General features: G+C 68.9%; 9 protein-coding genes. 1 reads left to right on the top strand and 8 read right to left on the bottom strand.

Features of this window, described 5'->3' with window-relative positions; all coding sequences use genetic code 11:
• Positions 1-203: 203 nt before the first annotated feature.
• From ACO2Q1_RS13795 to dusB, 7 genes are all read right to left on the bottom strand, one after another.
• Positions 204-1,841 carry a Na+/H+ antiporter gene (locus tag ACO2Q1_RS13795; protein WP_423330125.1) on the bottom strand — a complete coding sequence of 546 codons (1,638 nt, stop codon included), beginning with the start codon at positions 1,839-1,841 and terminating at the stop codon, positions 204-206.
• Positions 1,842-1,845: 4 nt separating this feature from the next.
• Positions 1,846-3,168, bottom strand: a complete 1,323-nt coding sequence (hflX, locus tag ACO2Q1_RS13790) for a GTPase HflX (RefSeq protein ID WP_423330057.1) — start codon at positions 3,166-3,168, stop codon at positions 1,846-1,848.
• A 62-nt stretch (positions 3,169-3,230) separates the two neighbouring features.
• The gene (hfq, locus tag ACO2Q1_RS13785; protein WP_013269198.1) at positions 3,231-3,476 is read right to left on the bottom strand and encodes an RNA chaperone Hfq; all 246 of its coding nucleotides are present in this window, start codon (positions 3,474-3,476) and stop codon (positions 3,231-3,233) included.
• Positions 3,477-3,609: 133 nt separating this feature from the next.
• Complete coding sequence (locus tag ACO2Q1_RS13780) at positions 3,610-4,470, bottom strand: D-amino-acid transaminase (protein WP_423330056.1); 861 nt, start codon at positions 4,468-4,470, stop codon at positions 3,610-3,612.
• Positions 4,470-5,879: a sigma-54-dependent transcriptional regulator gene (locus tag ACO2Q1_RS13775; RefSeq protein WP_423330055.1), complete on the bottom strand. Its 1,410-nt coding sequence runs from the start codon at positions 5,877-5,879 to the stop codon at positions 4,470-4,472. Before ACO2Q1_RS13775 ends, ACO2Q1_RS13780 begins: the two co-directional genes overlap by 1 nt.
• A 9-nt stretch (positions 5,880-5,888) precedes the next feature.
• The gene (locus tag ACO2Q1_RS13770) at positions 5,889-8,180 is read right to left on the bottom strand and encodes an ATP-binding protein (RefSeq protein WP_423330054.1); all 2,292 of its coding nucleotides are present in this window, start codon (positions 8,178-8,180) and stop codon (positions 5,889-5,891) included.
• Positions 8,177-9,232, bottom strand: coding sequence for a tRNA dihydrouridine synthase DusB (gene dusB, locus ACO2Q1_RS13765; RefSeq protein WP_423330053.1), 1,056 nt, complete (start codon positions 9,230-9,232; stop codon positions 8,177-8,179). The genes ACO2Q1_RS13770 and dusB overlap by 4 nt, the downstream gene beginning before the upstream one ends.
• Positions 9,233-9,274: 42 nt before the next feature.
• Here dusB and ACO2Q1_RS13760 point away from each other — a divergent pair, with 42 nt between their 5' ends.
• Positions 9,275-10,420, top strand: coding sequence for a bifunctional 2-C-methyl-D-erythritol 4-phosphate cytidylyltransferase/2-C-methyl-D-erythritol 2,4-cyclodiphosphate synthase (locus ACO2Q1_RS13760; protein WP_423330052.1), 1,146 nt, complete (start codon positions 9,275-9,277; stop codon positions 10,418-10,420).
• Between the two features lie 15 nt (positions 10,421-10,435).
• On the opposite strand, the gene ACO2Q1_RS13755 is transcribed toward ACO2Q1_RS13760, so the two are convergent.
• A complete protein-coding gene (locus tag ACO2Q1_RS13755) occupies positions 10,436-12,733 on the bottom strand; it encodes a spermidine synthase (protein WP_423330051.1) in 2,298 nt (765 codons plus the stop codon).
• Positions 12,734-12,750: the final 17 nt, after the last annotated feature.

Raw genomic sequence — 12,750 nt, 5'->3', positions numbered from 1 at the left:
CACTTGCTCCGGGGTCATCGAGAATCTCCGACCCGCCGTCGCGCCCGGCCCCGCGACATGCAGCAACCCTGGGCGACGACCCGCCGACTCTGGCGGCATCAGGCCAGTATGTGGTCTCGACGCCGCCCGGTTCAAGCTCGACCGGAACGCGCGGGCGGTCACCGTCTCGCGAGCGGTGCGGACATAGAACAACCCGCCGCGGTTCAGCCGTAGCGCAGTTCCTGGAGATCGATCTCACGGATCAACCGCCGCGCCGTCTCCTCGTCGATCCGTCGAAGGCGGGCGAGACGTCCCAGTTCCTCGCGTTCGGCGGCGAGGCCGGCCAATCGAAGGCGACGCTCGATGTCGTCGGCCTGGCGGGCGACGCGGGCTTCGTCCTCGTCGGTCTTGGTCCGGCTTTCGATGCGGTGCCGGTAGAAGGCCATCAACCGCGCCGCCACCTCGGAATAGAGATCCGGGTTGGGCTTGCCCTCCGCGAGGTCATGCGACAGGTCCTCGATGGCCCGCAGCGCGGCTTGGGCCGCTGCGGCGCGCGCCTGATCCTCGTCGCGCTCGTGGGACGGCTCCGGAGGCAGCTCCACATCCTTCAGCAGCCGCGGCAGCGCCACGGAGGCCAGCACCAGCGACACCACGATCACGGCCGCCGCCAGAAAGATCGCAAGGTTGCGCGACGGCATGGCCGAGCCGTCCTCCAGCGCAAACGGCAGGGTCAGGATGCCGGCCAGGGTGATGGCGCCCCGCACCCCGGCCAGAGACATCACGAGGGTCAGGCGAAGCCCGACCTTGGGCGGCGGGCCGCGATGCCGACGCCGGTACAGGGTCAACTTGAGGGACGTCCACACCCAGATGAACCGCAGCGCCGCCAGGGTGGCGACGATGGCCAGGACATAGACCGCCAGCCACCAGACCTCCGGTCGGCTGGTGCCCGCCACGACCTCGGCCGCGCGCGACAGGATCGACGGCATCTGCTCGCCCAGCAGGACGAAGATCACGCCGTTGGCCGCGAACTGGACCGCATCCCAGACGACCGCCCGGTGCACGCGCGTGGTGGCGAGCACCGGGCTGCGGAACCCGCCCTGCTCCGAAAAGCTCATGGTGACGCCGGCGGCCACGGCCGCGAGAATGCCCGAGCCCTGCAGCTTCTCGGCCACCAGATAGGCCGCGAACGGGGTCAGCAGACTGATCAGGATCTGCGCCCCGACGTCATCGCCCCAGCGACGGCTGATCCATCCCTTCACCAGATTGACCGCCAGGGTGACGGCCACGCCGGCCGCGATACCCGCGACGGCCAGCCAGGCGAACGTTCCGACCGCCTGGGTCAGGGAGAAGGCGCCCGTCGTGGCGGCGATGACGGCGATCCGCATGCAGGTCAGGCCGGTCGCGTCGTTCAGCAGCGACTCGCCCTCCAGGATGTGCATCAGCCGCTTGGGGATCGGCGCGCGCGCCGCGATCGCCTGCACCGCGATCGGGTCGGTCGGCGACAGGATGGCGGCAAGGGCGAAGGCCACCGCCAGCGGCATTTCCGGAATCATCCACCAGATCAGCAGGCCCAGGCCGATGACGGTGAACAGCACGAGGCCCAGCGCCAGCTCCAGAATGGTCGCCCGATCCCGGAACAGATCCTCCTTGGGGATGCGCCAACCGTCGAGAAACAGCAGCGGCGGCAGAAACAGCAGAAAGAAGACGTCGGGCTCCAGATCGACCGTGTGACCGGTCGCCAGGACGATGGCCGCGCCCAGACCGATCTGGACCAGCGGCAGGGCGATCCGGGTCACTCGCGCCAGCCAGCCGGAGATCACGACCGCCAACAGCAGCAGCAGGACGGTCTCGATCAGATGCACCGCCTCAGACCCGAGCCAGAATGTCGGGATACAGCCGTTCCAGGCGACCCAGGGCCTGGGGGGACAGGCGGACGGTGACATGGACGTCGCCATCCGTGTCGTGATCGCGCGCCGTGATCCGGCCGTTGGCGTACAGCCAGGCGAGAGCCTCCCCCTCGGCCGCGCGCAGGATCAGGTCGAAGGGCGGATCATCGTCGATCCGCGCCGCGATCGCTTCACGAAGGCCCTCGATCCCTTCACCGGTCCAGGCCGAAACCAGGACGGCGCCGGCCTCGCTCCAGCTGCGCCGCGCCGCTTCCCCCGTCAGCCGCTCCCGCGTCTCGGCATCGACGAGATCGACCTTGTTCCACACTTCCAGAATGCGCCGCTGCCGGCCCTCCGGCGTGGGGATCTGCTTCATGACCGCTTCGACGTCGCGCGCCTGGGCGTCGGTGTCGGGCGAGGCGATGTCGCGCACATGCAGGATCAGGTCAGCCTCCCCCACCTCTTCCAGAGTGGCGCGGAAACTCTCAACGAGCTCGTGCGGCAGATCGCTGATGAAGCCGACGGTGTCCGCCACGATCGCGGGCCGGCCCTGCGGCAGGCGGATCGTCCGCACCGTGGTGTCCAGCGTCGCGAACAACAGGTCCTTGGCCAGGACCTCGGCGCCGGTCAGACGGTTGAACAACGTCGACTTGCCGGCGTTGGTGTAGCCGACCAAGGCGACCGTCGGGTAAGGCACGCGGGCCCTGGCCTTGCGGTGCAGTCCGCGCGTGCGACGCACCTCCTCCAGTTCCCCCTTCAGGCGGACGATGCGATCGGCGATCAGGCGGCGATCGAGCTCGATCTGGGTTTCGCCGGGGCCGCCGGTCGATCCCGTGCCGCCGCGCTGGCGTTCCAGGTGGGTCCAGGTCCGGACCAGCCGCGACCGCTCATAGTCCAGTCGGGCCAGTTCGACCTGCAACCGACCTTCCTTCGTTCGTGCGCGCCGGCCGAAGATTTCGAGGATCAGGCCGGTGCGATCGATGACCTTGGCGTCCCAGGCCTTCTCGAGATTGCGCTGCTGCACCGGCGTCAGCGCATCGTCGACCACAACAGCCTCGGCCTCGGCGGCGCGAACCAGGGCGGCCAGCTCGTCCACCTTGCCGGCGCCGAACAGGGTCGCGGGCGTCGGCTTGCGCAGGCGCACGATCTCCTCGGCGCGGACATCCAGATCCAGGGCCCGGGCGAGACCGACCGCCTCTTCCAGCCGCTCGGCTGCGTGACGCGCGTTCTCGCCCCGTCCGTCCGGGTGAATGACGACGGCCCGGATCAGCGGGACCGAATGATCGATCAGTTTTGAACTCAAACCCTTGCCTTCATCTATTCACCCCGGCCGTACAGCCAGAGGCGGGACGAAAGCCGGTGATTTCAGTCCTCGTCGGCTTCCGGCTCATACAGCTGGACGGGCGCCGAGGGCATGATGGTCGATATGGCGTGCTTGTAGACCAGTTGCGACTGGCCGTCGCGACGCAGCAGCACGCAGAAGTTGTCGAACCAGGTCACGATGCCCTGCAACTTCACGCCGTTGACCAGAAAGATGGTCAGCGGCGTCTTGGTCTTGCGGACCGAGTTGAGGAAGGTGTCCTGAAGGTTCTGACGCTTGTCTTGCGACATGGCAGGTTCATCCTGTTCTTCGTTGTTTCGCCACGTCGAGGGAGCGACGCGGGACCGGTCACATTCCGGTCCACCACCTTAGACACCCCGTGCGCCGGGCCGCAACCGCCCTGCAGTCATAAGTGATCGCTGGTCAGACGGCGTCGCGGTCGGCCTGCTCCAGATAGGCGGCCCTCAGGCGGGTCGCCACCGGGCCTGGCTTGCCGTCGCCGATCCGCACGCCGTCCAGAGAAACCAGCGGCATGACGAAGGTGCTGGCGGCCGTCACGAACACCTCGCGCGCCTTCTTCGCCTCCTCGACGGAAAAGGGCCGCTCGTCCAGCTCGACCCCCTCTTCGGCGATGATGTCCAGCAACTGGGTCCGGGTGACGCCCTTCAGAATGTTCGCCTGGGTGTCACGGGTCCGCAGCTTGCCGTTCTCGTCGACGATCCAGGCGTTGGTGGATGACCCTTCGGTGATCAGGCCCATTTCGTCGTACATCAGGCACTCATAGGCGCCGCTTTCCCGCGCCGCCTGCTTGGCCAGTACATTGGGCAGAAGGCCGACCGTCTTGATGTCGCAGCGGCCCCAACGGATGTCCGGCTGGGTGACCCCGGCCGCGCCCCGCGCCGCCATGGCCTCGCCCTTGGCCGTATCCACCCGCTTGGCGGTGACCACCACGCTGGGCGCGGTGTCCTGGGGGAAGGCGTGGTCGCGCGGCGCCGTGCCGCGAGTGACCTGCAGATAGACGATGCCGTTCTGGACCCGGTTGCGCCGGATCGTCTCGTTCAGCACCTGCTTCAGCGCCTCGCGCGTCATCGGGATTGGAATGCGCAATTCGTTCAGGCTGCGATGCAGCCGGGTCATGTGCCCGTCGAAATCGGCCAGCCGACCGCCGAACACGCCCCAGACCTCATAGACGCCGTCGGCGAACTGGAAGCCCCGATCCTCGATGTGAACCACGGCCTGACCGTGCGGGCGATAGGTGCCGTTGACATAGGCGACGCGGGACATCAGCCGGCGGTTCCTTCCTCATCGTCTCCGCCGCGCGACGGCGAGACTCCCAGTGACTTGAGCTTGCGGTGCAAGGCCGACCGCTCCATGCCGATAAAGGCGGCGGTGCGCGAGATATTTCCGCCGAACCGCATGATCTGGGCCGCCAGATACTCCCGCTCGAAGACCTCGCGCGCCTCCCGCAACGGCAGGGCGATGATCTTGTCGGCGCCCAGAGAGGACGCGCCGCCCGAGGCCGCGACCTCCTGGGGCAGCATGTCGGCCGTGATGGGATCGGCCGGATCGCCGGTCGCCAGGATCAGCAGCCGTTCGACGTTGTTGCGCAGCTGGCGCACATTGCCCGGCCAGGGATGGACCTGAAGCACGGCGATGGCGTCATCGCCGATCCGGCGACGCTGCAGCCCCTGCGACGAAGCCAGCAGATCGATAAAGTGATCGACCAGTTCGGCGATGTCCTCCCGCCGTTCCGACAGCGGCGGCACCCGGATTGGCACGACATTCAGACGATGGAACAGGTCCTCGCGGAAGCGGCCATCCGTGATTTCGGCCTTGAGGTCCTTCGAGGTCGAGGTGACCACCCGGACATCGACCTGAACGTCCTGCTCGCCGCCGACGCGACGAAACCGCTGCTCGACCAGCACCCGCAGCACGCGGCTCTGGCTTTCACGCGGCATGTCCGACACGTCGTCGATATACAGGGTGCCGCCGTGGGCGCGTTCGAACAGGCCGATCTTGCGCGGACGGCCGTCATGCCCCTCTTCGCCGAACAGCTCGGAATCCAGGCGCTCCGGCGTCATGCCGGCGGCGGAGATCGCGACGAACTCGGCGCGGGCGCGCGGGCTGGCGTCGTGGATCTGCCGCGCGACCAGTTCCTTGCCGGATCCCGGCGGGCCGGAAATCAGCACGCGGCTATTGGCGGGCGCCACCTTCGAAATCGTGGAGCGGAGCGACTGGGCGGCAGCCGAGCGCCCGATCAGCCCGGACGGCGTCATGCTCTGGGCCCGAAGGCGACGGTTCTCGCGCTTCAGCGTCGCCGCCTCCAGCGCCCGCTCGACCACCACCACCAGCCGATCCGACTTGAACGGCTTTTCGATGAAGTCGTAAGCCCCGCGCTTCAACGCGCTGACGGCCGTTTCGATGTTGCCGTGTCCGGACATCATGACGACCGGCAGGTCCTCGTCCAGGCCCCGGACCATGTCGAGCATCTCCAGCCCGTCCATGCCCCCGCCCTGCATCCAGATGTCCAGCACGATCAGCGAGGGCTTGCGCGCCCGCACGGCGGCCAGAGCCTCCTCCGAGTTCGAGGCGACCCGGACGGCATGGCCTTCGTCCTCCAGCAGGCCGGACACCAGCTCGCGGATGTCGGCTTCGTCGTCAACGACCAGGATGTCGGCGCCAGTGGAGCGCATGGGTCCTCGCTATTCGGCCGCCACGACGCCGGCAGGGACATCCTGCGACGACGGGGCGTGGGGGTTGAGAGGGAAGATCAGGCAGATACGGGCGCCGGACAGGGTTTCGGCGTCCGCCAGTTTCAGCTCGCCGCCGTGGTCCTCACAGATGCGACGCACGATCGCGAGACCCAGGCCGGTGCCCTTCTCCCGCGTCGTGACATAGGGCTCGGTCAGGCGATCGCGGTCGCGATCCGGCAAGCCCTTTCCGGAGTCCTCGATCACGAAGATGACGCGCTGGTCGTCCGCCTCCAGCCAGGCCAGGATGCCCGGCGCGGCGTCGTCCGCGGCCTCGGCCCGATGCGCCTGCACCGCCTCGCCGGCGTTCTTGAGGATGTTGGTCAGCGCCTGGCCGACCATGCGGCCGTCGGCCTGAAGCGTGACCTGCGGCAGGGGCTCGATCAGTTCGACGCCGACCTCGGCCAGGGCCACCCTTTGCGCGAACACCGCCTGACGCAACAGTTCCGCCGGGTCTTCGGACGTGAAGCGCGGCGTCGGCATCCGGGCGAAGGACGAGAACTCGTCGACCATGCGGCCGATGTCGCCGACCTGCCGGATGATGGTGTCCGTGCAGCGGTCGAACACCTCGACATCGTCGCCGATCCGCGCGCGATATTTTCGCTTCAGGCGCTCGGCCGACAGCTGGATCGGCGTGAGCGGGTTCTTGATCTCGTGGGCGATGCGGCGCGCGACGTCACGCCAGGCGGCGTTGCGCTGGGCCGTCACCAGCCGGGTGATGTCGTCGAAGGTCAGCACCATTTCGCCGCCCATCCCGCCCTCGATCCGGACCCGCAGCCGACGCGTCTCCCCGGCCCGGCCGACGTCGATGTCTTCCTCGATGTGCGCTTCCACCCGGCCGACCAGCTCGCCGAGTTCGGGGGCGACGTCCGCCAGCGGACGCCCCATCACCTCGTCCGAGGCGATCGACAAGAGCTGCATGGCGCTGTCGTTGATCGCGGAAACCCGCCCCAACCGGTCCAGACCGATCACCCCGGCGCTGACGCCGGACAACACGGTTTCGATGAACCGGCTGCGATCCTGGGCCTCGGCGCTGGCGGCCCGAAGCGCCGCCTGCTGCGTCTGGAGGTCGCCGGTCATGCGGTTGAAGGCGTCGGACAGGGCGGCGATCTCACCCGGTGCGCCTTCACTGTCGACGCGCGCGGACAAATCCCCGCCCGCCACCTGATCCGCCGCCTTGACCAGACGCCCGATCGGCCCGGAAATGGCGCTGGCGGCGGACATCCCCAGCCACACCGCGCCGACCAGAACCAGAAGCGCGGTCTCAAGATAGCTCAGAATGAAGGCCGACTGGATTCGTAAGCGGCTTTCCTCGGCTTCGCGGTATCGGCGGATGGATTCCGCGCTGGTCCGCATCTGGCCGACCAGGCCGGGCGCCAGCGGACGCACCACATACAGATAGGCGTCGCCATAGCTTTCCAGCGGATAGACCGCCCGGATGGTGTCCGGGTTCTCCGTGACCTCTACCGGAGCTTCCTCGCCTTCTGCTGCGATCTGAAAGGCGGACGCCGGCGGCGCGACATAGGGCGGAGCGCCCGCGAGAACGCCCTGGGCCAGCACCTTGCCGTCGGCGTCCAGGATGTACACCGCCGGATAGCCGAAGAAGTCCGCGATCTGGGTCAGGGCGCTGGAGAACTGAAGGCGGTTGTCGAACAGAGGTCTCACGCCGCCCAGCTCGGTGGCCATGGCGTCGAGGTCGCGCTCCATGTCGGAACCGACATCCTCAACATAGGCGGCGCCGATCAGCGCGCCGTTCTCGACCGCCGAGCTGACGTTCTCGCTGAACCACTGATCGACCCCCCGGTTCACCAGGACGCCGAACACGAGGGCGATAATGATGGCCGGCGCCACCGCGACCAGCGAAAACAGGGCCACGAAGCGAAGGTGCAGACGGGCGCCCGGATCGGTGCGCCGCCCCTTGGCCAGCCGCATGACCTGTCCGCCGACCGCCGCCGCTAGAGCGATGATGAGCACCAGATTGGCGAGCAGCACGTAAAGCACGACCTGGCCCGCCACCGCCCGCGCGCCGCCCGCGTCGTCCAGCGAGGCGCCGGGCGCCACCGCGACGATCCAGATGGCGGCGGCCGCCACAAGAACCGCCACCCCATAGGCGGCGGCGAACAGCGCGCGTGTCCGGCCGGCGACAAATCGGGTCCAGAGGGGATCAGGGCCGACGGACGCCTCGGCCGCCGCGTCCCGCACAGGGAGGCGTCGCTCGGCCTTGGCTGGAGGTGTTGCCGTCATGCAGCAGTAGTTTCCGCCGCCTGTGGCGAAATTTCAACAGGCCTTGCGGTGAAATTGTCTGAACCGCTCAGCCAGAGCCCGCGCAGCCGACGTTCGACCTCATCCGGGTCGTCCAGTCGACACAACTCCGACTTGGCGATCCGCCGGGCCGTAGCGTCCGCAGGCCACGGCGCCTGTTCGATGTACCAGCCGAGATGCTTGCGGAACATGCGCAATCCAAGGTGTGCGCCATAGAAGGCCAGGGACGCACGCATGTGATCGATGACGATCGCCGCCCTCGCCTCCGCGGCGGGCTCCTGGAGCTGCGTTCCATCGGTCAGGGCGCGCTCCAGATGGGCCGCCAGCCAGGGCCGACCGTACACGCCGCGCCCCAGCATCAGGGCGTCCGCGCCGGATCGATCCAGGGCCTCCCTCGCCTGCTCCGCCGTGACGATGTCGCCGTTGACGATGACGGGAACGGCGACCGCGCGCTTCACCTCCGCCACGGCGTCCCAGTCGGCGACGCCCTTGTAGAACTGCTGTCGCGTGCGGCCATGCACCGTCACGGCGGCCACGCCGCGCGCCTCGAACGCCTGGGCGAGCTCCGCCGCGTTCCGGTCCTCATCGTCCCAGCCGAGCCGCATCTTGACCGTCACCGGTCGACTGACGGCCTCGACCACAGACGAAACGATGGCGACCGCCCGAGCCGGATCGCGCATCAGGGACGAACCGGAGGCGACGCCGACCACCTCCTTCGCCGGGCATCCGTAGTTCAGGTCGATGATGTCCGCGCCCGCGCGCTCGGCCATCCGCGCGCCTTCGGCCATTTTGATCGGGTCGCCGCCGACAAGCTGGATCACCGTCAGCGGCAGGCCGCCGCCCACAGCGGCTCTGCGCACCACGTCGGGCCGTCCCCGCGCCAGTTCGGCCGAGGCCACCATCTCGGTCGCCACATAGGCCGCGCCCAGCCGCGAGGCGACCTGTCGGAACGGCAGGTCGGTGACACCGGTCATGGGGGCCATCAGCACCCGCCCGGCGATCTCGACGTCTCCGATCCTCAACCCTCGGCTCATCGGCCCCTCGTCAACCCAAACCCGGGCCATTAGAAGGCCGCCATGACCTTCTCAACCCTCGTCGTCGCCGCCGGGACCGGGATGCGCGCCGGAGCCGGCGACGCCAAGCAGTGGCGGACCCTAGCCGGAAAGCCCGTGATCCGCTGGTCGGTCGAGACCCTGCTGGCCGCCGGCGCGTCGCACGTCGTCGTCGTCGTCGCGAAGGGCGAGGAGGCGCGGGCCGCAGCGGCGCTCGAAGGGCTGACCGGCTGGCGTCTCGCCGTCGGCGGGGAGACGCGAGCGGCCTCGGTTCGGGCGGGCCTGGAGACGCTGGCCCCCGCGCCGGAGCAGATCGTGCTCGTCCATGACGCCGCCCGGCCGATCGTGCCGGAAGCGGTCGTTCGCCGCCTGATCGATGCGATCGAAGGCGGTGCAGACGCGGCCCTGCCGGTCCTTCCCGTGGCGGACACCCTGAAGCGTCGCGCCGGAGAGACGATCGAGACCGTCGATCGGGACGGACTGTTCCGCGCCCAGACCCCGCAGGCGTTTCGCGTCGGCGCCCTGTCACGGGCCTGGACCCAGTGGCCAGGCGACCAGACGCCGACGGACGACGCCGCCGTGGTCGAGCACGCCGGTGGGCGGGTCGATCTGGTTGAAGGCGACGCCCGACTGATGAAGCTGACCTATCCCGAGGATTTCGACATGGCCGAACGGCTCATCCCGCGCCAGACCCGCGTCGGGTCCGGCTTCGACGTGCACCGCTGGGGGCCCGGCGGTTCGGTCTGGCTGTGCGGGATCGAGGTGCCGCACGACCAGACCCTCATCGGTCATTCCGACGCCGACGCCGGCCTGCACGCCCTGACCGACGCCATCCTGGGCGCCCTGTCGGCCGGCGACATCGGCGATCATTTCCCGCCCAGCGATCCGCAATGGAAGGGGGCGTCGTCCGACCGCTTCCTGCAGCACGCCGCCGACCTCGTCAGCCGGCGTGGCGGAAAGATCGTCCACGTCGATGTCACTCTGATCTGCGAACAGCCCAAGGTGAAGCCGCACCGTCAGGCGATGCGCGAGCGGATCGCCGGGCTGCTGTCCCTCCCCCTCGACGCCGTCAGCGTGAAGGCCACCACGACCGAGGGCCTGGGCTTCACGGGCCGCAACGAGGGCCTGGCCGCCCAGGCCGTCGCGACGCTCGACCTGCCGGCGGCGTGACGACGCAGAGACGCCTCAGCGCCGCATGTGCCGCCAGACCGCGCCCGCCAGATTCACATAGTCATCGGTCCAGGGCCTGACGTCCGAGCTCTGCCCGGCGTTCCAGCGCGGATCTTCGGCGAACTCGGCCAGTCCGGCCGCCGTCGGCGAAATGATCAGCGCCTCGGTCGAGGCTTCGGCCATGTCGGGCGCTTCGGGATCCTCGGCGTAAATCTGATGCAGGAACGGGACGTTCAGAGCCCGCGCGGCGGCCTGGGCCGGGCCGGTGATGTCGAGGTTCCGGTTGGACAGGTGCAGCACCACCACCCCGTCCGGCTTGAGCAGCTTCAGATAACCCGCGATGGCCTCCTGCGTCAGCAGATGGGTCGGCACGGCGTCCGACGAAAAGGCGTCGATCAGCAGCAGATCGTAGGAACCGGGCGCCTCTCGCGCCATGGTCAGGCGCGCATCCCCCAGCACCGTCTGCACCGGCCCTTCGGCGCAATCGCTGATGAAGGTGAACCAGCGCGGGTCGCGCGCGATCCGATCCACCGCGGGATCGATCTCGAAGAAGGTCAGCCGGTCATCGGCGCGTTTGTAGGCCGCCATGGCCCCGGACCCCAGGCCGACCACGCCCATGTTTAACCCACGACCGCGGCCACGCAGGGCCAGGGCCGCCTGCCCGATGGGCGTTGGGGGTGCGTAGTAAAGGGTCGGCGTGCAGGCCGTGATTTCCGCCCGAGGCTGGGCGCCGTGCAGCGTGGTTCCATGGGTCAGGACATTCACCGTCCCGCCCAGGCGCGGGTCATTGGTCGTCGAGACCCGCAGCACGCCGAAGAAGCTCCGCTCTCGCAGCGCCGCGTCATACCCCTTGGCGATCTCGTGCCCCGACAGGGCCATGACTGCCAGGATGACCACCAGAAAACGCGGCCGATCCCGCAGCAGGAAGGCGATAAGGGCGGCCACGCCGAGGATCAGCACGGTCAGCTGCTCCATCCGCATGTTGAACATCCGGTTGAAGGCCCAGGCCAGATCCCAGTCCGCACGGAACGCGGCTGAAATCACCGGCGGCGCGGCGGCGACCAGCAAGGCGCCGACGAACAGGATGACCGTGTGCTTGCCGATCTCCTTCCGGCTGGCGGGCCGGAACAGGGCCACCAGCACCATCACCAGCGGATATTCCCACACGCCCTTGAACAGGCTCGGGGCCAACAGGGCTGTGAACGCGCCTCCCACGACGCCGCCCAGCGACATCAGCAGATAGAACTCCGTCAGCCGGTCCGGCGCAGGACGCCGCTGGACCAGCAACTGGTGGCACATCAGGGTGGTGATGAAGAAGGCCGCGATGTGGATGGCGAACATCAGGCCCCAGTCGCCGGTGCGGAACGGCGTCATCATCACGCAGACCGCGCCGATCGCGGCCTGGAGCAGCAGGGTGATCGGCAGCGGGATCAGCGGACGGGCCTGGAAGGCCAGGACGAAGGTCAAAAGATACAGGGCCAGCGGAATGACCCACAGGAAGGGCGCGGAGGCGACGTCCGTCGACAGGTGGGCGGTCACCCCCAGCATCAGGCTGGACGGCGCGGCCGCCAGCAGCACCAGCATGCCCTTTTCGCGCCAGGCGATGGGCGCGCTGCGATCCAGCGGCGCAGGCTCTGCGGCGCGGACGGCGTCGCGCCCACGACCCACCGCCATGGCCAGGATCACGACCAGGGCGATGAACACGCCATAGCCGACGCTCCACCCCAGCCTCTGGCCGGTCAGGGAGGCCAGGGGCTCGATCAGAACCGGATAGGCCAGCAGGGCAAGGAAGCTGCCGAGGTTCGACGCGGCGTAGAGGACGTAAGGGTTGGCCCCGTCGGCGTGACCGGCCCGGACGCGCGCGTACCAGGCCTGCATCAGGGGCGCCGTGGCCGACAGGACCGCGAACGGCGCGCCGACCGACAGGGCCAGGGTCGCCAGCAGCCAGGCCGCCGGCGCTGACGCATCGGGATCTCCCAACAGACCCGAGACGCGCAGCGGCAGGAACAGGGCCGCCGCGACGAGCAGCACCAGGTGCACGCCGACCTGCGCCCGCAAGGAGGTTATCCGCTGCAGCAGGTGCGCATAGCCGTAACCGGCCAGCAACGCCGCCTGGAAGAAGACCATGGAGGTGTTCCACACCGCCGGCGATCCGCCGAGCATCGGCAGGACCAGCTTGGCGACCATCGGCTGGACCACGAACACCAGGCTGGCGGAGGCGAACACGGCGGCGGCGAAAATCCAGGGGATCGCCGCATGGCCGGAAGGACCTCGCGCGGGCGCCGCCTCGGCGGACAGGGGAAGCTCGCTCATCGTCGCCTTTCGTCACG

The organism is Brevundimonas sp. VNH65, from assembly GCF_049445955.1.
Taxonomy (GTDB): Bacteria; Pseudomonadota; Alphaproteobacteria; order Caulobacterales; family Caulobacteraceae; genus Brevundimonas.
This window is presented reverse-complemented; position numbering and strand designations above follow the sequence as displayed.

What these genes read in the sequence shown, in the direction of transcription:
- ACO2Q1_RS13770 (WP_423330054.1), bottom strand. Translation starts at nt 8,180, where the DNA reads ATGACGGCAACACCTCCAGCCAAGGCCGAGCGACGCCTCCCTGTGCGG.
- hfq (WP_013269198.1), bottom strand. Translation starts at nt 3,476, where the DNA reads ATGTCGCAAGACAAGCGTCAGAACCTTCAGGACACCTTCCTCAACTCG.
- dusB (WP_423330053.1), bottom strand. Translation starts at nt 9,232, where the DNA reads ATGAGCCGAGGGTTGAGGATCGGAGACGTCGAGATCGCCGGGCGGGTG.
- ACO2Q1_RS13760 (WP_423330052.1), top strand. Translation starts at nt 9,275, where the DNA reads ATGACCTTCTCAACCCTCGTCGTCGCCGCCGGGACCGGGATGCGCGCC.
- ACO2Q1_RS13780 (WP_423330056.1), bottom strand. Translation starts at nt 4,470, where the DNA reads ATGTCCCGCGTCGCCTATGTCAACGGCACCTATCGCCCGCACGGTCAG.
- ACO2Q1_RS13755 (WP_423330051.1), bottom strand. Translation starts at nt 12,733, where the DNA reads ATGAGCGAGCTTCCCCTGTCCGCCGAGGCGGCGCCCGCGCGAGGTCCT.
- ACO2Q1_RS13775 (WP_423330055.1), bottom strand. Translation starts at nt 5,879, where the DNA reads ATGCGCTCCACTGGCGCCGACATCCTGGTCGTTGACGACGAAGCCGAC.